We start from the raw sequence: 16,608 nt of genomic DNA, 5'->3' as shown, positions 1-16,608 counted from the left end.
GCACACTCTACGGTTTTAGTCTTTATCCATAAAACTGCTGTTGGCGCGGCGGCGTTTGGCTTGGTCGCGTTGCTGCAATTTCTGCAAGACTAAATCTGCGATACTGCGTGGGTCTTGATTGGGCGTGGCGTGAATGTGAATGGTAATGTTGTCGCCACCCATGTGCAGCCTGCTCATTCCTGCTATTTGGGGCGGTGCAAACACGGTCGGGCGTGGCAATACGCTGGGTTTGTTTTCGCTGCCTGAAAATATGCCGCCTAATTTTTCGGCTGCACGAACTGCCATTGCACCCATATTAAGGCTGCTTGAACCGCCCATTTTTGCTAACAGATTCGCGCCGCCTTGTCGCAGACGCTCAACCATTTGCCAGCCGCCAAAACGTGCCACATCGCGCTGACTGAACACCACTTCGCCTTTGTGGACAATGCCTGCGGCTTCGTTCACACCGCCTGCACCTGTGTAGCCACCGCGCGAAAAACCTGCCACGCTTCTTACTTTATTCCAAACGCCTGTTGCTGCTTGTCCAAAGCTGGAATGGGCAATCGCGTGTTTAGCAGCCTGCACTTTGGCAATTAAGCGGTCAAAATTGGCGATTAAGCTGGCAATCATGCTGATTGGACCTGCAAATGCGCCAATCAATGGGTTATCGCGCAAAATACCACGCAACCATGCCCAACCTGCTGCAATGGCGTTTTTGACTTTTTCCCAGTTGAGATACAACGCTGCCAATAAGGACACAGCAAGAATCGCCCAACCAAATGGATTGCTGACTAAAAATGCCTTGGCGACATGCCCAAAGCCGAGCAAGGCGGTGGAAACGATGCGAATGCCGCCGCCAATGGCTGTAAAAATACCTGTGCCACCGCTCATGCTGGTAAATAGACTTGCCCACGCCAATTTCATCGCTGCCATTGGGACAAGTACAGCCGCAATCACAGCAAACAAAGCCGCAAACGCCACCAAGCTAATGCCAATCGCGCCAACAATTTTCAGCAGAGTATTAGCGGTTTCGGGGTTGGCTTTTGCCCAAATGCCTAACTTGGTGCTGATGTCGTCAATCCAGCCAATCACGGTGCGGATTTCTCCCTGCATGGATTCGCCAACTGCCACCATTAAATTGGTAAATGAGCCTGTGGCGGAATCCCAAAGGTTGGTTACTGTGCCTAATGTGGCGTTTACGCGCTGTTGTAAACTGGCTTGCGCTTCCATTTTAGCGGCAAATTCGTTGTAGCCTGCTTGCCCTTTGTCAATCATAGTGTTTAGGGCTTGCAGCGTTTCTGCGTCATCGCCAAAAATAGATTTGAGAATGTCTAGTCGCGTTTCTGTGGTTAGGTTTTTTAGTTTGGCTAATTGCGTGTAGGCATTCTCTAATCCGCCAAACTCGCCCTTGCCGTCTGTAAACGACAAATTAAAATCAGCGGATACTTGCCCCAACTTCTTGGCATCGGAAATGATTTTGTTAATTTTGGCAGTCGCCATCATGGACGAGAATACTTTACGCAGTGCATTACCTGCGCTATCGCCACTCAACCCTGCTTGGTCAAGCATACCAATCAGGGGCGAAAAGGTTTTAATCGCGGCTTCGCCTTTCATTTTGGTAATGTCTAGCGCAGGGGATAACTTGGAAAATGCGCCCAAAATATTACTGTCGTCTGTACCCATGTAATAGAGTTTTTGAACTCTATCCATTAAACCTAACATTTCTTTTTCGCTCGCTCGCGTGGCATCTTGCAGCTTGGCTGCCATTTCTGCTGCTGCTTCGGGCGTTTTTTTCAGCTGCACCGCAAGCAATGCTGCCGCTTCGCCTGTGCCACCTAAAATGGTTTGAGCAGACACGCCTTGACGGATTAACATGGTCATCAGGTTTTTAAAGTCGGCGGTTGTGCCAGGTAATCTGTCGCCTAAACTGGTAGCGAGCGCGTTCACTTTTTCGTATTCAGGCAGCACTTTCCCTGCGCTATTCATCATCGCTACACGCAATTCCATTCCCGCGCTTTCGCTTTCGGCATAGGCTTTGATTGGCACAGACATTGTACCGCCTACGGTAGCCGCACCCATTGCCGCGGTTGTGGCTTTACCTTTCAGGTTGCCTGAAAGTTCCTTTGCTTTGCTGACGGTTTCCTGTGCTTTGCGCAGCCTATCCAAAGCGGCTTTTTGTTTAGTTGCGCTTGCGCTCCTGCTGCATCTCTGGCGGTAATGCCGTAGGTTTTCAGCTTGCTGTTGAGTTCGCTCAATTTATCGCTGCTTTTGCTTTGCGCGTCTTTGAGTTTGTCGGATTGTTGGGCAAGTTCGGCTAATTTTGCAGCTTGTGCTTTGGTTGGCACGCCTGATTTGGCGATTTCATCGCGCAAGGCTTTTACTTCGCGGCGGTTTTCTAAAATGGCGCGGCTGGTCTTTTGCATTTGCGCGTCCAACTGATTGCGTTGCACAATCAATCGTTGCGCTTTATCCAAGCCACTTAATTCTTTTTGCAACCCGCTTAAATTGCCCGTCAAACCACTAGCCGCATGGCGCACGCGCTCAAATGCGCTGCTGGCTTTATCCGTGGCTTGCATAATGATTTTCATCACTAGGTCAGTCATCATCATCTCCGTGCGTTACCAAAACCGCGCGATGCGTCCAACGCAGCAAAGCGAGTAGTGGGTAGTCCCCAAATGCGGCAACGCCACCGCCAAAAGCTGCCGCGCATTGAGCGAGACAATCGGCGATGGCGTTGTAGTATTTCAGCTCTTCTGTGTGAGCGGCTTCCCACACATTGGGCTGCTGGCTGATTATTGCGGCAAATTGGTTGGCTCGGAATCGGATTCCGATAGGTAGCCCAATTCCGTCAAAGCAGCCTGCATTTCCGCTTTCGCATTTGGGGACGCTGAAAAAAAATCAATAGCCGCATTCAATGCCTGCGTTTCGGGCAGCGTGAGTTTGCCATACATTGCGCGTGTGATGGACGGCGTGGCAATGCGCGATAGCAATTTTTGCACGGTGTCGGTGTGTTTAATTTTGATTAAGTCTTGTCCCATGCCGTCCATGTCTTTGCCGATTGGTTCGCGCAAAACAAATATGCCACTGGTCAGGGCTACGGTTACGGTGTTGTCTGGGTTGATTTTAATGGTGGGATTCATGGTGTTTCTTTCTGTTTGGATTGCAGGCTGCATGGTTGTTAGATTACATCAAGCCCAATGCCTGACGCAGTTCTTTACGCTCGTCTACGCCGCCAAAGCTGGCTTTGTTTTGCATAAAATCCAGTTCCAAGATTTATTCGCTGTTTAGCGTTTCTTCCAGTAAGTCAGGGCAACTTTGAACTTGTGTTCGCCACCTTCGCCTTGTTTGTCTGTACCTGGGTCGGCTTCAATAATGCGACCGCGCCCTTCGCCTTTTAAAATGCGATAGCCTGTGCCGTCTTCTTCTTGCAATGCGCCTTGATAGCGAAATAATTTGCCATTAATCGCGCTGGTCATCGTTTTGAGCATATCTGCGTCATAACCTTTGGACGTGATTTCCATTTCTAATTTTTCAAAACCGTGGGCAACGGTTAATTCGCCCATTGCGCCACCGGGGGTGTAGTCTTCGGTTTTGCGCGAAATTTTGGGGCGCGAAATATCGACAATCACGCCGTATTGATTTTCGTCGTCTGTAAACAGGTTGAAACCTTTGAGTTGTTTGGGCATTTTCATTTGTTTTGGTATCCTTAATTTTCTATATTGCAATTCGCTTTACAGTCAATTTTAATGGGGTTACTATTTGGCTTATTCATTCTTTCATCGGTATAGATTGAGAAACGCTGTTAAGTTCCCGCTTAACGGCGTTTTGTTTTGTGCAGGCTGCTTGTTGTTAAACGGTTGCTGCTTTGAAGCTATTGGCAAAGCTAATCACTTTGTCCACCAAGTTTACAAAGAATGTGTCGCTGTTGTATTGCTCAAACACCATGTTTTCCAATGGCGGAACGTATGTCCATTCGTAGCTAAATGTGAACTGTCCTGCTTGCACGGTTTGACTGGTATTTTTGCTCTTGTCCACAAACACACGCGCTCCCAAAATGTAGCCTTTGGCAACGTATTCGGCTAATTTGGCGTTAATCATCATGATGATGTCTTCCATTAAGCTCGGGTGCATGGGTTTGTCCATTGCCCACATAAAGCCGCTGGCAATGGTTTCTTGAATGATTTGCGCGGAACGGGTTGCCACTTCAAACGCCATCATTTTGTCGTTGGAGCAGGTGCGATTGCCCCACACGCGGAAACTGTCTTCACGAATCAGCGTGGTTACATCAGCATTATTCAGGGTGTTGGCATCGCATTTGGAATCTAAAATATCAAAGCTGCGTGAGAATTGCAGGCTGCTTACGCCGTTGATTTCGGTGTTGGAAATGGATTTGTGCCAGCCGATTTGTTTATCCAACTTGGCACGCGCACCTAAAATTCGGGCAACGGTTGCGGCGGTGGTGCTGGTTTGGGTGGCGGTGTTGAATGCCATAAATTCGTTGTCAATCAACATCAATTCGCGGTTGCCAAAGTTTTTGCGGTATTCTGCTACTTTGGTCAATTCGGCTGAACCGCCTGCGCGGCCATATGCAAAGGCGCGTGTGCGCTCGGCAACACTCACCAATTCTTTCAATACGTCCAAGCTATCCAACTCGGGAATACCCAAGATTTTTGGGGTGTAGCCCAATGTGGCTTTGGCGCGTGATAGGGCTTTAATGCCTGTGTGGGTGTCGCCTGTTGATGTGCCGATGATGTTGGCTTTGAGTTCGCTTGCGTTATCGCTATGTGGCACGCGCACAATCACAATTTGCGCGTCTGCTTGGTCAATGATGGCATCGAGCGATTTGGCGAGTGTGCCTGTGTTGCCTGCTTTGCCCAAAACTTCGTTGGCTGATGTGTAAAAAACAGGGCGGTTGAGTGGGAATACGCTGTTATCGGCATCGTCTGCGGTGCAAACCATGCCGATAATGGCGGTAGAAATGTCGTCAATGGCGCGTGCGCCTGTGGTGTATTCTTTGGTGGTAATGCCGTGGTGTCGGGCTGCGTTTGTCATAATGCGTCCTTATCAAAAAGCAACAACAAATGGCGTTTATTATGCCGTTTTGATTCGATTTGGCAGCTAGCAAAGGCGTTTAACCGCGCTTTTAACGCTTTGGGGCAAAAAAGCAGCCTGCACAGGACATAAACCCAAGTGCAGGCTGCTTTTTTTCTTATTTTTGATTAAAAGATTGCGCTAAACCATTTGGGCTAAACCGCGCAGGCTGATGCTACGCGCGAAATTCTCCCCACATTTTGCAAGATAAACCCACTTATTATTTATTTCATACCGTGCAACAAAGTTTCAAATCCTGCTTATTGCAAGCAGGATTTTTTACAACTGTGCAAATTGAGCAATCTCATCGCTGGCTATTACCTATAAAACCGCTGCAACTTTGATACCATAAACGTTTGGATTTGAATTTATAGCATCAAATATAACAACAGCGACGTTGCAGTCGCTTTTGTTGTTGCAGGCTGCTTGAAATCAGTAGTTACAAATAACCAACTCACCACGCTGTATGCGGCTTTCTGCTTTGCGCCCCACAGAATAAGCTAGCTGCAATTCTGTAATATTAAACTCGGCAAACAATGCGCGAATATCGGGGTGGTCATTAATACTCAACATCATCTTACCTTGCATGGTTCGCATCGTTTGAGCAAGCTGTTCGTATTCCGTCCAATCAAATACACGCTCGTAACCTGTGACTTGCCAGTACGGTGGGTCGGCATAAAAGAATGTATGCGGTCGGTCGTAGCGTTTGACACAACGTTGCCACGGTTCGTTTTCAATGAATACCCCACCTAGCCGTTGTCGTGCAGCCTGCAATTTTTCGGCGATTTGCGTTGCATTCCATGCTTTTTCTGTCGTCGCTGTACCAAATGTTTGACCCGTTGTTTTGCCACCAAAGGTATTGCACTGCAAATATAAAAGAACCGTGCTGCACGTTGAATATCAGTCAGTAATTCGGGTGGCGTAGCGTGCAGGCGTGGGAACGGTGCTCGTTACACCGCCACGCAGCCGTTTTTGTTTTGTCTACCCTGTCTGTGTTTCAGACAGGGTTTTTGCTATTTCAGGCTGCCTGAAAGCTGTTTCGCCAACCCATTCGGACTAAACCGCGCAGGCTGGTCATAACCCAAGCAGCCTGCACACCATTCGCTGCAAAACCATTTTTTCACGTTTTGGCGCAAGGCAGGTAAGGCAATCCCCAAACAGCCAGCCCAATCGTACTTCGCACCTTTGGTTTGAGCGTAAAACTCATGTATGCGCTGCTCAGGCAAATCCACGCGGATTAAATCCCACTTGTCAGGCGGCAAGGGCATGACTTTGAAGCGCACACCGCCGTCTCGGATTGAACTGGAATAGCAGCTATATACGCCATTTACCGTTCTGCCAAACGTGCGCGGTACTTGGGCGCGGTACAATTTGCAAATCTTGGGTAATGTACGCGCCTTGATTTAATGCATTTAAAAAGGCTTGGTGCTGCTCGGCAGTAATGGTTTGCGCGGTTTGAGGTACGGTTTCGTGAATGGTGTCGTCAAAAAATGTTTGTACGCCGTAATCAAAATAAATACTCATCGATTATCTCCTTTAAAAACCGATTGCAAACCAGCGCACTCCGCCAGCCTCTGCACCTGTGTACATTTCTCGTACATAGGCTGTGAAATTGTGATTACGCAAAGTGGCGGCGTTGGTTGGCGTGCCTTGGTAGCCTGCACCGCAGGCGACAACCGACAATACTTTGTTTGGAAATGTAATGGGATAGGTGATATCAAATGTATTATTCCAGCTGGGCAAATCGTTGTAATAGAAACTGCCCCATTGCAAAATTAAGCCATTGGGTAATCGGGTATAGCCGTTATCTGTGGCTTGAACGGCGAACTCATTACGGCGCGTGAAGTAATCGTGCAGGCTGCCGTAAGCTTTTGTCCAAACGCTGGCGGCGCTAACTGTCATTAATTGTTCGTGGCGGTCTTGGTTGATATCGCCTTGTGCTGTTCCCATCAAAGCGATGCGCCATGAGCCGTTGCCTTCGTGGGAAGTTTCAATCCCTGCACGAGTGATTCCGCCTGTTGCTAAATGTAAAAAAGCACTGCCCAAAGCATTGGTATTGTTTATCCAACTGCCATACCAATTATCTGAATGACCTTGAATTTTTAAATTTCCATCAATCGTTCCGCCTGTTTTGGGTAGATATTCGGTGTGGGTGTGCGCTGCTGGGGCAAACGTGGCTGGCTTGCCTGTGATGCTTGCCCATGTGTGAGTGTGGTTACTGGCGGCAAAACGTCCCACAACTTTGTTAATCGCGCCCTCCACCCAACTTTCATAGGCGACGTTTTGATGCTTGGTAACGGTTGGAAAGCGAATGCGTGTTTGTTGCGGATTCTTTTCGGACGAAGTAAACAGAAAATTCAAAGATTTACCGTCTATGCCAGCAGGATTAAATTCAAGTTGCCAGTGTCCACCTTTGACGTTGAATCTCATTTTTTCCCAACTGCTCGTTTCGCCAACAATAATGGGATTGATGAATGTTTTGCTGCCTGCAATGGCTTGGTTGGCAGTTAAACTGACTTTGCTGGCGGCAAGGTCATACGCGGCTTTGACGGCACTGGGTGTCGCAGCTTTGTCGGTTGCGGTGCTGCTGGTAGAAGCTGAGAGCATGACAATGCCTGCCACCGCACCACTGGCTTTATCGATTTCATGCGTATGCGTATTGCTAACGGCTAAATTGGTTGTGGTTGCTGTGATTTTGGACGGTTTACCCAATGACAAAGTTTGATTGTCGCGTAACACGCCACCGCCAGTTAAACCTGCTCCTGCTGTGATAGTGGTGGCATCGCTTTCTAGTTTGAGTTTTAGGTATTCGGTTCGATCGCCCAATGCGGTAAAAATTTGATTGATTTTGCCGTTTGCGCCACCGAGCACGCGGTCGCCTGTTTCAATTTGCTCAATGGCACCGCGCCATTGGGCTTGTAAGTTTAATTGAGTCATGATTGCCTTTCTGGATTTTAAATACTGCCGAATGAATAGCTGCCGTCAAAAGCGATTTCGCCATTCCACAAAATGGGATTGCTGCGAAAATCTAAATAAAGCAGCCTGCACCGCAATGGGGCGATTTCGGCTAGGATTTGCTTGATTTGCTCGCCTTGTTCTATGCTGATAACACGCGATAGCACCACGCCATAAGTTGCCCAATCGCCATCGTTGCCGCCAAAATAGTGCTTGCCATTAAAAGAGATGTTGCCGTTGTATTGCTGCTCGCTTGCGCGTTCGATGATTTCTATTTCGCCTAGCTGCAAATCGCGGAACAACTGGCGAATCATGGCTGGCGTGCCTTTGTGTTGATGTTTGGCAATGTAGTTTTGAATGATTTGTCGTTGTGCGGTTTCGCTTTCGGCAAATATCCAGCCTTCTGCATCGGAGATGCTGTTTTCCCATGCCAAAAAAGGTAGAAATTCGGCAGAGCAGTGCAGGCTGCTGTGGTTTTGTGTGATGACGCGCCAATCTATTTGGGCGATTTGCTGGCTGCTTAATTGGGATAGCGTGTGTTGCAAGGGGCTGTTGTTGCTGGGGATTAAGCTGTCGGTCATGTTAATTCGCTGCTTTCTATGCTGACGATTCGGATAAATTCGCCGCTTTGGCATATCACGTCGTGTTGTGGTTCGTGCAAAATGACTTTTTCTGCACCCACTACGTCTAATGCACCAATGATTTTGGATAAGGCAAGTTGTGCGCCCAAGCCGCTATGTTCGGCAATGAGTTGTTGCAGGGCGGTTTGTTGGGCTTGCTGCACGCTGGTTTTGCCTAACTGACTCTGGTAGCGCGTGGCATAGCGCAGGGTAATGGGTTTGGCGGTGGCAGCTTGCACGGTAACGCTATCGCACAAGGGGCGTTTGTCTTCGGCAGACAAATATTGCTGCACATGGGCGAGCAATTCTGGACTGGCAATGCCTGCGTTGCTGTGCGATTGAATGTACACCAACACATCGCCTGCGCGTGGCTGCACGGCATAGGCATCGGCAACATCGTCCAAGTCTAGTGCGTGGGCGATGTATGCCAAGCGCGGGCCAGCGGCGGCTAGTTTTTCGGGATAAAGCTGCACTCTGCGTCTTAAACTGCTGTCGCTTTCGTTGATTTGGGCGATGGGCGGATTGGCATATGGGTTGGCGGCTTGAATGATTTTGCGCGACATATTGCGACTGGCGGCAATGTGGTCTAAATCGTTGCCTGTGGCAAAGGCTAAAAATGTGGCAAGCGTGGCTTCGTTGATGCGTTGGCGCAATAACATTTCGCTGTATGCTTGTTGCTGCAAATCAATAGTGAGCGGCTCGCTTTCTAGCTCCAATGTGGCGGCAACCACGTCTTTGATGTGGTTGGGACAAAGTTCAATGAGCCGCGCTTTTTTGCTGGCAAAAATGGCTTCAAACGTGAATTCTTCTATGACTTTGGGCGGTGGCAACTGGCTTAAATCAATTTCTTTCATGCTGGCACCTTCACAACAAAATTTAGGGCTTGTTTGCCCAAACGTCCGCGCAACTGAATTTGGACATTGATGCGTTCTTGGTTGCGCACGGCTTGGATTTGGGCTTGCTCAATTTCAAAACGCGGCTCCCATTTGGCGATTGCCATAATCACAGCGGCATTGCAGCGCAGCAACGTCGCTTCGCTGAGCGGCGTATCAAGCAACTCGGGGAGCAGGCTGCCATAGGGTTCGCGTTGAATGCGTGTGCCAATACGTGTGAACAAAATATTGTGGATAGATTGCTGCACATGCTCGGCAAGCGACATCATGCGCCCTGTTTGTGCGTTCATCATTGCGGTGCTCCTGTTGTGCCACCGCTGTCGCCTGTGTGGGTGTGGCTATGCAACACCACGCCGTTGCTGGACAATGCGCCGCCAATATGTTGCAGGTCGCCCGAAATGGTGGTGCTGCCGCCTGTGCCATTGCTGCCTGCCATGCCCGACAAATAAGTGAGCAAATTTTCTACGGTTAGCTTGCCTGTGAACGTGGCTTGCGGTGTGTCAAATGTGATGGCTTGGCTGGCTTGGACGGTTGCGGTTTGAATGCCCGAAATGTGCAGGCTGCTTGCGGCGTGGTTGTATTCAAAACGTGCGCCATCGGGAAAAGTGATGACGGTTTCATCGGCAGATTGAGCTGGGCTGGGAAAGGCGGTGGACATTAAGCCGCACAAAACCAAGCCATTAGCGGTTTCGCCGCTGGGGCTGATGACAATACAGTTTTCGCCCACGCTGGGCGGACGATGAACCGACACGCCGCCTGCACACGGCACAAAATAGGGCAACCAATCGCTTGTTAATTCGCCCAAAGCCACGCGCACGCGGCATTCGGACGGATTAACTTGGGCGATGTTGCCTTGTTTGATTAAGTTGGCGATTTGGCGATTGTGTTCGGCTTGCATGGCGATGATTGCGCGTGTTAAATGGTGTAATTATGCAAGCGGTTGTTTGAGCGTTGTGGCGTGAGAGTGGTTAAAAGCGCGGTTTAACGGCAAAGATAAAAGCAGCCTGTAACGCTTCGGGATTGCCGAAAGGTTGCAGGCTGCTTTTTCTATCAGATTTAGCCAAATATCTCGGAATGAGAACCTAACCGAACAAGTATCAAGGCGTTTTCTTTCCTGCCGTAAATTAAAACCAAATCAGGCTTGATATGGCAGTCTCTGTATCCGTTTTTGTCATTCACAAGCGCATGGTCGCGATATTTTTCAGCAAGCGGCAAATCATTTACCAAACAAGTTAAAACTTCTGCCCATTCCACTGTCGCAAGCTCTAAAAACTGCTTTTTCACATCTCGCTTAAACTGCCCTTGAAAAATAATTTCTCTGCTCATTTCGCCAATTCCTGCATTGCTGCAATAGCTTCTTCAACGGTTTTATAGCGTTTGGCTGTCTCAAATTCGGATTCCGCATCTTCAATCGCTTTACGTGTGATTGCATTAGGAATGCGGTTTACGTTGTGTTCAAATGAAATGGGAATGGTTTGGGTAGTAGCAATCTGATTAAAAAACAGTTTGACTGCTTGTGCTGGCGTTAATCCGTAGCTCTCAATGACTGGAAATGCGCGTTCTTTCAAACTTTTATCCATACGGATATTAAAATTTATTGCGCTCATGTTTAATTCCTTAAATATTTAAAAGTAATCAAATAATAAAACATTTGTTTTACTTTTTCAATATTTTCATTTCATGCTCCAACCGAGACTTTGTTTGCGCTGCTGCACTTGCTGCTCGGTCTGCGATTGCTCTCCAAGCGTTCTAGCGCGTTCATTGACGTCCTTCCTTCCGTGAACAAAGGGAAGGACGTCAAGCTGTTGCGAAATATTGCCGCAACACGGTTTCCACAATCTGCAAATCGTCATCGGAAAAACCTAACAATTTGCGCTGTGGGCGGTTGCCTTCGCCGTATTGGTGGGCGTGGGCGATGTAGGCGGTTAAGCCGCTTAAAAAGCCGATGGCGGCTTCGTGTGATGTGGCTTTGAGTTTGAGGTATTTGAATTGGTTGATTTTGCGGAACATGAGTTTTTCATGTATGCGCTTTTTGCCGCTCTTATCGGGAACGTAAATGAATTTACGGTTAAATTTTGAAACGCCGTCTTGTCCTAATGAACCGCCACGCGATAAAGCAAAACCTTGAACATAATCTGAATCATAGGAACTGCGTTGATAGTAGCCACCGCCCTTGTGAAAACGATAAGGAAAGCCGTATTTTTTATCGTGTTCAGGGCGTTTAATGGTGAGCATTTCACGCAATTGGCCGATATTACGCTGTCTCATTTCTGGGCCATCGTAAATAAACATTCGCCCAACTTTCAATTCTTCGTTTCTGCGTAATTTACGATAACCTTCCAAATAATCTTTATCACTGTCTTTTCTGCGACGCATGGGGCTACCGTCAGGCTGCAAATTGGCAATAATGCGCTCGCGGTTGTTTTGGCGAATTTTTGCACCAATTTTGCGCATCATTTTTTTGCTTTCTTGTGGCGACAAGCGTTGGGTTAAGGTGTTGAGATTATCTAGGTAAATATCTAGTGCGTTCATGGTTTATAGCCCTAATGTGGTGGCTAAATCGGTATCGCGTTGTGGTTCGGCTGGGTGTGTGATGTGGACGTTGTTGTGTTCGTCAATCAAGGCGGTGGTGCGCTCGTTGAGTTTGAGTTCAATCAGCAAATCTGCGCTGCTGTGTCCGTTTAAATCTGCCTCAAAGGTAAACGCATTCGGGATAACCGAGCCTTGCCCCAAAATATCTGGCTGGTTGGTTTGCAGCCAGTTGATAATGGCGACTTTTAACACGTCTATATTGCCGACAAAATCGGTAATTAGTAGCGTGAGCGTGTAGTGGTCGGTGTATCCAAGCGTGCCTTTGTGGGCTTCTACTTGTCCGTTGGTAATGTAGAGATGGAGTTTGTCGGGGTTGTCGCGCAATTCGGGCAGGGCGGTTTCTAGGGCGGTGCGTAGGGATTTAGGCTTTTCCATATTTTTCTATTTTCTCTTGACAGGTAATGCAGTGGGTGCAGCCTTTGACGGCGGCTCTTCGGGCTTCTGGGATTGGCTCGCCACAGGCGTGGCATTCGTGCGCGGATTGGTTGGCGCGTGGGGTTTGGGTTGCCGACCAGCGTGCTAATGCTGCGGCGCGGTGTCGTTCTTCTAGGTCGCAGGCGCGGTCAATCATTTGGGACATGGAATTCTTTCTTGACACACGCGGCGAGTGTATCGCGTGCGATTTTGCATTGTTGAAAAGCGTGGTCGGCGGCTTGATAGGCGCGGACTAAATCAGCATTGGTAGCCAAGGCGATGTTGGGTCGTACGCATTCGGGAACGGCTGGGCAGCTAATGACGTTGATTAGTGCAGGCTGCCAAAAGGACGGTGGCGATAATGGCTTTGTTCATGGTTGCAGGGCTTTCTTGATGTGGCTGGGCAGAGGTTGGCTTGCCCATTGTGGGTTTTGTTGCAGGGCGATGTCTAGCTGCTGGCGGCTTTGGGCGGCGGCTTGCTGCCATTGGTTGAGCTGATTTTGCAGCTGGATTTGGTTTTGCTGCATTTGCGCTATGGTTGCTTGGGCGTTTTGGGCTTGCTGTTGGCTTTGGGCAACTTGTTGGTGCGGGTGTTTGTTTTGCGTGTGCTGCCAAGCGGCAAGGGCAAGCAATGGGATATTGACAATGGCTGCAACACACAGGGCATAGGTGGCAAGTTTGTTTATCATGCTAGGCTGTCCGCTGTCCATTGGGTGTTTAAGTCGTCCACGCCGTGCTGAATGTTTTGGGTAACGCGGCGTACCCAGCCTTTGCCAAAGGTGCTGAACGTGGCGATATGGGTATAAAACGCTAGGCGTTCGGCATGAAAGCGGCTGACCAATTCGGCTTGGTTTGCTTTTTTGATGGCTGCCAAGGTTTGTTTGCCGATGATGCCATCGTCTGCCACTTTGGCGGCGCGTTGTAGGATTTTGCTGGCGTTTTGAATGCCGTGATTGACGCAGGCATCAAAATATTGGAAAGCGATAGCAGCAGGCATTTGGCTGGCTTGGCTGTTTTCCCAATAGGCGCGGCGATAGATGGCAATCGCATCGTTGCGCGACATACTGCGCATGCTGCCTGTGTAGCCATTGGCTTGGGCGGTGGCTTTGGTAATGCCCCAGTTGGTTTCGCCACCTGGGTCGCGTGGGTGGTTTACGTAGCCGCCTTCGTGCGACAAGATGCGTTCTATAAAAATATCAAATGCTTTTTGAGTCATGATGTTGTTCTTTCTTTTGTTGATTAAATTGCAAGCGACGAAGCAGCCTGCAAAATTGGGAAAGCTGAAAACTGGCGTGAATTTTGCCAATGTTGCCGCCTGCTAATAGGACGCTACCTGTTTGCAGGGCGAGTGTGAATATGAGCAGCCATTCCAGTAGTTCGTTGAGTTTGAAATGAGCAGCAAGGACGAGCGACATCATTTGTAGAAATGTGAAATAGGCTAAATAGGCAAAAATGGGCTTGTGCGCTCTGCCACGTTTGTCAAAAAAGAGAATGGATAAGGCACACGCGCCTGCTAGGGCTTGAATGGCGGCATATTGCATAGGGGTCATGACGGATTATTCTCCACGTTTTGACTTTGGTTTTTTTTGTCCAAATAGGCGTAGGCGTATTGAATGGCAACAACGGTAAAGGCGGCGGCAATGGCTGCACCTGTGAATTCGTTGATTTTGAGCGGCACGGAGTCTGGCAAAAGGAAATTGACGATTTCGCTGGCATCTTCGCCACCAAATAAGCCTGATAAACCGCCTGTGCCTATCAATGCGATTCGCCCTGTTCACATTCGGGAGTATTTGGATTGGCGCAGTAAAGCGGCGAAAACTCGGGCAAATCGCGAAGTGGCGTTGTTTAGCCATATTTTTAATAAGGCGCGTGAATGGGGTTATACGGATAATGAAAATCCTGTGCGCGGTGTCAAGAAAAATGTGGAAAAAGGGCGCGATGTGTATGTGTCGGACGATATGTTTTGGCGTGTGTTCAATCGTGCAGATAGGCATATTCAACAGTTGATGTTGGTGGCTTATTTGTGCAGCCAGCGTGTGGGCGATACGTTGAAATTGCGTGTGTCGGATTTTCGCGATGGCGCGTTGTGGATTCAGCAGAATAAAACAGGTAAGCGATTGCGTGTGGCGTTGGTGGGTGTGTTTGCTGATGTGGTGGAGCAGATTTTATCCGAGCGTGGCAATGCAAAACATGATTTTTTGTTTTGCAAAGATGAGCGGCCGATTTCGTATAACCAGTTGCGCTATGGCATGGACAAGGCGCGGCGATTGGCTGGGGTGGATAAGGCGGATTTTCAATTTCGGGACTTACGCGCCAAGGCTGGTACGGACAAGGATGAGGAACTGGGACTAAATGCGGCGCGTGATTTGTTGGGACATAAAAATAGTAGTATGACGGTGCAGTATGTGCGTCATCGCAAGGGGAAATTGGTGCAGCCGACCAAGCTGGATTGGGGCGATTTATTGACGTGATTTTTGGGTGTTTTTGGGGCGTTTTTTGAGGCGTTTTTTGAGCGAAATGTAGAACAGACGAAAAAATGTAGAACGAATCACGCTGTTTTAAAAACAAAGCAACCGCATGAAAAGCTAGATTTCATGCGGTTTTTTGTTTGGTGGGTCGGGTGGGTTTCGAACCCACGACCAAGGGATTATGAGTCCCCTGCTCTAACCCCTGAGCTACCGACCCAAGTGCAAGGAAAGTCGCATATTATAAAAATTTACGAATAAAAGGTCAATCATTACAAAAAAATAGAGCAATCTGACTATTTTAGAGTATAATGCCTAAACTCTTTAATAACGAATCCACACACCAAGGAGACAATCCATGCAGCACACATTCAACCCCTTAACCATTCGCAGCAAAGAACTGACTCCCATTGTGCAAGGCGGCATGGGCGTGGGCATTTCGGCTTCCAGTTTATCCAGCGCGGTGGCGCGTGAAAACGGCATCGGCACAATCGCCAGCGTGGATTTGCGCCATTTGCACGAAGATTTATTGGCAGAATCCAAAATCAACCCGACCGAAGAAAAATATTGCCAACTCAATCACATTGCGCTTGACCGCGAAATTCAATCCGCCAAAGCACAAAGCAACGGCAAAGGTTTGATTGCGGTGAACGTGATGAAAGCGGTTAAAGACCACGCGGCTTTGGTGCGTCAAGCGTGTGAATCGGGCGCGGACGCGATTGTCATGGGTGCAGGTTTACCGCTGGATTTGCCCGAATTGGTGGGCGGTTACAAAAAAGATGTGGCGTTGTTGCCGATTTTGTCGGAATCGCGTGGCATCGGTATCGTGTTGAAAAGATGGATGAAAAAAGGTGTGTTGCCCGATGCGATTGTGATTGAACACCCTGCTCACGCGGCTGGACATTTGGGCGCGATGACGGTGGACGGCGTAAACGATGAAAAATTTGAGTTCAAGCGCGTTATCACAGAAACGATGGAAATCTTCAAAACATTGGGCTTGGAAAGCGAAAAAATCCCGTTGATTTTGGCTGGCGGCATGGCGAATTTTGACAAAATCAGCACCGCACTCAAAGAATGGGGCGCGAGTGCGGTACAAATCGGCACAGCGTTTGCAGTAACGCAAGAAGGCGACGCGCACATCAATTTCAAAAACACGCTGGCTGGCGCAGAACGCGAGCAAATTGTGGAATTCATGTCGGTGGCGGGCTTGCCTGCACGCGGCGTAAACACACGCTTTTTGAGCAGCTACACCAAGCGTTTGGACAAATTGCAAGCCAACGCCAAAGCCGACCCACGCCGTTGTACGCAAGGCATCAACTGCTTAACCACTTGCGGTTTGCGCGATGGCTTGGAGAAAATCGGACAATTTTGCATTGACATCAAATTGGCAGAAGCGTTCCGCGGCGAAGTGGATAAAGGCTTGTTTTTCCGTGGCAAAGACCCATTGCCATTTGGTTCGGCAATCAAATCGGTGCGCGAAACAATGGAATATTTGCTAACGGGTGTGATGCCTAATCAAACTGCTCGCTAAATCAGCATAAACCTAAAAAAGCAGCCTGCACTTTTTGTTAAACAAGATTTGGACAAAAGGTGCAGGCT

25 protein-coding genes and 1 tRNA gene are annotated in these 16,608 nt (G+C 48.6%); 2 read left to right on the top strand and 24 right to left on the bottom strand.

Annotated elements, in window-relative coordinates:
* Window positions 1-15: 15 nt before the first annotated feature.
* The 23 genes from DQN52_RS05370 to DQN52_RS05265 all read right to left on the bottom strand — a co-directional run bounded on the left by DQN52_RS05370 (window position 16) and on the right by DQN52_RS05265 (window position 14,094).
* The gene (locus DQN52_RS05370) at window positions 16-2,145 is read right to left on the bottom strand and encodes a phage tail tape measure protein (protein WP_143452386.1); all 2,130 of its coding nucleotides are present in this window, start codon (window positions 2,143-2,145) and stop codon (window positions 16-18) included.
* Window positions 2,082-2,582 (bottom strand): hypothetical protein, encoded by a 501-nt coding sequence (locus DQN52_RS05365; RefSeq protein WP_050792389.1) that lies wholly within the window; start codon window positions 2,580-2,582, stop codon window positions 2,082-2,084. The genes DQN52_RS05370 and DQN52_RS05365 overlap by 64 nt, the downstream gene beginning before the upstream one ends.
* Complete coding sequence (locus tag DQN52_RS05360) at window positions 2,575-2,754, bottom strand: hypothetical protein (RefSeq protein WP_003785655.1); 180 nt, start codon at window positions 2,752-2,754, stop codon at window positions 2,575-2,577. Before DQN52_RS05360 ends, DQN52_RS05365 begins: the two co-directional genes overlap by 8 nt.
* A 17-nt stretch (window positions 2,755-2,771) precedes the next feature.
* A complete protein-coding gene (locus DQN52_RS05355) occupies window positions 2,772-3,119 on the bottom strand; it encodes a hypothetical protein (RefSeq protein ID WP_032827605.1) in 348 nt (115 codons plus the stop codon).
* Between the two features lie 144 nt (window positions 3,120-3,263).
* Entirely contained in the window at window positions 3,264-3,671 is a 408-nt protein-coding gene (locus tag DQN52_RS05350; protein ID WP_003785652.1) for a phage major tail tube protein, read from the bottom strand.
* Between the two features lie 157 nt (window positions 3,672-3,828).
* Window positions 3,829-5,031 (bottom strand): phage tail sheath subtilisin-like domain-containing protein, encoded by a 1,203-nt coding sequence (locus tag DQN52_RS05345; protein ID WP_003785651.1) that lies wholly within the window; start codon window positions 5,029-5,031, stop codon window positions 3,829-3,831.
* Window positions 5,032-5,502: 471 nt separating this feature from the next.
* A complete protein-coding gene (locus DQN52_RS05340) occupies window positions 5,503-5,940 on the bottom strand; it encodes a DNA adenine methylase (protein WP_003789006.1) in 438 nt (145 codons plus the stop codon).
* Window positions 5,941-6,083: 143 nt separating this feature from the next.
* The gene (locus DQN52_RS05335; protein ID WP_003789002.1) at window positions 6,084-6,440 is read right to left on the bottom strand and encodes a hypothetical protein; all 357 of its coding nucleotides are present in this window, start codon (window positions 6,438-6,440) and stop codon (window positions 6,084-6,086) included.
* Complete coding sequence (locus tag DQN52_RS05330) at window positions 6,385-6,594, bottom strand: hypothetical protein (RefSeq protein WP_032133698.1); 210 nt, start codon at window positions 6,592-6,594, stop codon at window positions 6,385-6,387. Before DQN52_RS05330 ends, DQN52_RS05335 begins: the two co-directional genes overlap by 56 nt.
* Before the next feature lie 12 nt (window positions 6,595-6,606).
* Window positions 6,607-8,007, bottom strand: coding sequence for a gp53-like domain-containing protein (locus DQN52_RS11165; RefSeq protein ID WP_111694425.1), 1,401 nt, complete (start codon window positions 8,005-8,007; stop codon window positions 6,607-6,609).
* A 17-nt stretch (window positions 8,008-8,024) separates the two neighbouring features.
* Window positions 8,025-8,606: a phage tail protein I gene (locus DQN52_RS05320; RefSeq protein ID WP_003785645.1), complete on the bottom strand. Its 582-nt coding sequence runs from the start codon at window positions 8,604-8,606 to the stop codon at window positions 8,025-8,027.
* Entirely contained in the window at window positions 8,603-9,499 is an 897-nt protein-coding gene (locus DQN52_RS05315) for a baseplate assembly protein (RefSeq protein ID WP_003785643.1), read from the bottom strand. The genes DQN52_RS05320 and DQN52_RS05315 overlap by 4 nt, the downstream gene beginning before the upstream one ends.
* Window positions 9,496-9,831: a GPW/gp25 family protein gene (locus tag DQN52_RS05310; protein ID WP_003785641.1), complete on the bottom strand. Its 336-nt coding sequence runs from the start codon at window positions 9,829-9,831 to the stop codon at window positions 9,496-9,498. Before DQN52_RS05310 ends, DQN52_RS05315 begins: the two co-directional genes overlap by 4 nt.
* The gene (locus DQN52_RS05305; protein WP_003785640.1) at window positions 9,828-10,436 is read right to left on the bottom strand and encodes a phage baseplate assembly protein V; all 609 of its coding nucleotides are present in this window, start codon (window positions 10,434-10,436) and stop codon (window positions 9,828-9,830) included. Before DQN52_RS05305 ends, DQN52_RS05310 begins: the two co-directional genes overlap by 4 nt.
* A 158-nt stretch (window positions 10,437-10,594) precedes the next feature.
* A complete protein-coding gene (locus DQN52_RS05300; protein WP_003785639.1) occupies window positions 10,595-10,864 on the bottom strand; it encodes a type II toxin-antitoxin system YafQ family toxin in 270 nt (89 codons plus the stop codon).
* The gene (locus DQN52_RS05295) at window positions 10,861-11,145 is read right to left on the bottom strand and encodes a type II toxin-antitoxin system RelB/DinJ family antitoxin (RefSeq protein WP_003785638.1); all 285 of its coding nucleotides are present in this window, start codon (window positions 11,143-11,145) and stop codon (window positions 10,861-10,863) included. The genes DQN52_RS05300 and DQN52_RS05295 overlap by 4 nt, the downstream gene beginning before the upstream one ends.
* Window positions 11,146-11,335: 190 nt before the next feature.
* Window positions 11,336-12,070 (bottom strand): phage virion morphogenesis protein, encoded by a 735-nt coding sequence (locus DQN52_RS05290; protein WP_003785637.1) that lies wholly within the window; start codon window positions 12,068-12,070, stop codon window positions 11,336-11,338.
* Between the two features lie 3 nt (window positions 12,071-12,073).
* Entirely contained in the window at window positions 12,074-12,505 is a 432-nt protein-coding gene (locus DQN52_RS05285) for a phage tail protein (protein WP_003785636.1), read from the bottom strand.
* The gene (locus tag DQN52_RS05280) at window positions 12,492-12,710 is read right to left on the bottom strand and encodes a TraR/DksA C4-type zinc finger protein (protein WP_003785635.1); all 219 of its coding nucleotides are present in this window, start codon (window positions 12,708-12,710) and stop codon (window positions 12,492-12,494) included. Before DQN52_RS05280 ends, DQN52_RS05285 begins: the two co-directional genes overlap by 14 nt.
* The gene (locus DQN52_RS11585) at window positions 12,694-12,819 is read right to left on the bottom strand and encodes a hypothetical protein (protein WP_407928316.1); all 126 of its coding nucleotides are present in this window, start codon (window positions 12,817-12,819) and stop codon (window positions 12,694-12,696) included. The genes DQN52_RS05280 and DQN52_RS11585 overlap by 17 nt, the downstream gene beginning before the upstream one ends.
* Before the next feature lie 96 nt (window positions 12,820-12,915).
* A complete protein-coding gene (locus DQN52_RS05275) occupies window positions 12,916-13,233 on the bottom strand; it encodes a hypothetical protein (protein WP_003785634.1) in 318 nt (105 codons plus the stop codon).
* Window positions 13,230-13,760, bottom strand: a complete 531-nt coding sequence (locus DQN52_RS05270) for a glycoside hydrolase family 108 protein (protein WP_003785633.1) — start codon at window positions 13,758-13,760, stop codon at window positions 13,230-13,232. The genes DQN52_RS05275 and DQN52_RS05270 overlap by 4 nt, the downstream gene beginning before the upstream one ends.
* Window positions 13,741-14,094 (bottom strand): phage holin family protein, encoded by a 354-nt coding sequence (locus tag DQN52_RS05265; RefSeq protein WP_003785632.1) that lies wholly within the window; start codon window positions 14,092-14,094, stop codon window positions 13,741-13,743. Before DQN52_RS05265 ends, DQN52_RS05270 begins: the two co-directional genes overlap by 20 nt.
* A 63-nt stretch (window positions 14,095-14,157) precedes the next feature.
* Here DQN52_RS05265 and DQN52_RS05260 point away from each other — a divergent pair, with 63 nt between their 5' ends.
* Window positions 14,158-15,015, top strand: a complete 858-nt coding sequence (locus DQN52_RS05260; RefSeq protein WP_003785631.1) for a tyrosine-type recombinase/integrase — start codon at window positions 14,158-14,160, stop codon at window positions 15,013-15,015.
* A 138-nt stretch (window positions 15,016-15,153) separates the two neighbouring features.
* Here DQN52_RS05260 and DQN52_RS05255 read toward each other — a convergent pair.
* A tRNA-Ile gene (locus DQN52_RS05255) sits at window positions 15,154-15,229 on the bottom strand.
* Window positions 15,230-15,367: 138 nt separating this feature from the next.
* Between DQN52_RS05255 and DQN52_RS05250 the strand changes: the two genes are divergently transcribed.
* Window positions 15,368-16,540 carry an NAD(P)H-dependent flavin oxidoreductase gene (locus tag DQN52_RS05250; protein WP_003785629.1) on the top strand — a complete coding sequence of 391 codons (1,173 nt, stop codon included), beginning with the start codon at window positions 15,368-15,370 and terminating at the stop codon, window positions 16,538-16,540.
* Window positions 16,541-16,608 lie beyond the last annotated feature (68 nt).

Source organism: Kingella kingae (assembly GCF_900475905.1).
Lineage (GTDB): Bacteria > Pseudomonadota > Gammaproteobacteria > Burkholderiales > Neisseriaceae > Kingella > Kingella kingae.
This window is presented reverse-complemented; position numbering and strand designations above follow the sequence as displayed.

Excerpts from the sequence above, each read along its gene's own strand:
- DQN52_RS05350 (WP_003785652.1), bottom strand. The coding sequence starts at position 3,671 with ATGAAAATGCCCAAACAACTCAAAGGTTTCAACCTGTTTACAGACGAC.
- DQN52_RS05320 (WP_003785645.1), bottom strand. The coding sequence starts at position 8,606 with ATGACCGACAGCTTAATCCCCAGCAACAACAGCCCCTTGCAACACACG.
- DQN52_RS05295 (WP_003785638.1), bottom strand. The coding sequence starts at position 11,145 with ATGAGCGCAATAAATTTTAATATCCGTATGGATAAAAGTTTGAAAGAA.
- DQN52_RS05270 (WP_003785633.1), bottom strand. The coding sequence starts at position 13,760 with ATGACTCAAAAAGCATTTGATATTTTTATAGAACGCATCTTGTCGCAC.
- DQN52_RS05315 (WP_003785643.1), bottom strand. The coding sequence starts at position 9,499 with ATGAAAGAAATTGATTTAAGCCAGTTGCCACCGCCCAAAGTCATAGAA.
- DQN52_RS05365 (WP_050792389.1), bottom strand. The coding sequence starts at position 2,582 with ATGACTGACCTAGTGATGAAAATCATTATGCAAGCCACGGATAAAGCC.
- DQN52_RS05250 (WP_003785629.1), top strand. The coding sequence starts at position 15,368 with ATGCAGCACACATTCAACCCCTTAACCATTCGCAGCAAAGAACTGACT.
- DQN52_RS05265 (WP_003785632.1), bottom strand. The coding sequence starts at position 14,094 with ATGACCCCTATGCAATATGCCGCCATTCAAGCCCTAGCAGGCGCGTGT.
- DQN52_RS05280 (WP_003785635.1), bottom strand. The coding sequence starts at position 12,710 with ATGTCCCAAATGATTGACCGCGCCTGCGACCTAGAAGAACGACACCGC.
- DQN52_RS05310 (WP_003785641.1), bottom strand. The coding sequence starts at position 9,831 with ATGATGAACGCACAAACAGGGCGCATGATGTCGCTTGCCGAGCATGTG.
- DQN52_RS05300 (WP_003785639.1), bottom strand. The coding sequence starts at position 10,864 with ATGAGCAGAGAAATTATTTTTCAAGGGCAGTTTAAGCGAGATGTGAAA.
- DQN52_RS05290 (WP_003785637.1), bottom strand. The coding sequence starts at position 12,070 with ATGAACGCACTAGATATTTACCTAGATAATCTCAACACCTTAACCCAA.
- DQN52_RS11165 (WP_111694425.1), bottom strand. The coding sequence starts at position 8,007 with ATGACTCAATTAAACTTACAAGCCCAATGGCGCGGTGCCATTGAGCAA.
- DQN52_RS05260 (WP_003785631.1), top strand. The coding sequence starts at position 14,158 with ATGGCAACAACGGTAAAGGCGGCGGCAATGGCTGCACCTGTGAATTCG.
- DQN52_RS05305 (WP_003785640.1), bottom strand. The coding sequence starts at position 10,436 with ATGCAAGCCGAACACAATCGCCAAATCGCCAACTTAATCAAACAAGGC.
- DQN52_RS05285 (WP_003785636.1), bottom strand. The coding sequence starts at position 12,505 with ATGGAAAAGCCTAAATCCCTACGCACCGCCCTAGAAACCGCCCTGCCC.
- DQN52_RS05330 (WP_032133698.1), bottom strand. The coding sequence starts at position 6,594 with ATGAGTATTTATTTTGATTACGGCGTACAAACATTTTTTGACGACACC.
- DQN52_RS05355 (WP_032827605.1), bottom strand. The coding sequence starts at position 3,119 with ATGAATCCCACCATTAAAATCAACCCAGACAACACCGTAACCGTAGCC.
- DQN52_RS05345 (WP_003785651.1), bottom strand. The coding sequence starts at position 5,031 with ATGACAAACGCAGCCCGACACCACGGCATTACCACCAAAGAATACACC.
- DQN52_RS05275 (WP_003785634.1), bottom strand. The coding sequence starts at position 13,233 with ATGATAAACAAACTTGCCACCTATGCCCTGTGTGTTGCAGCCATTGTC.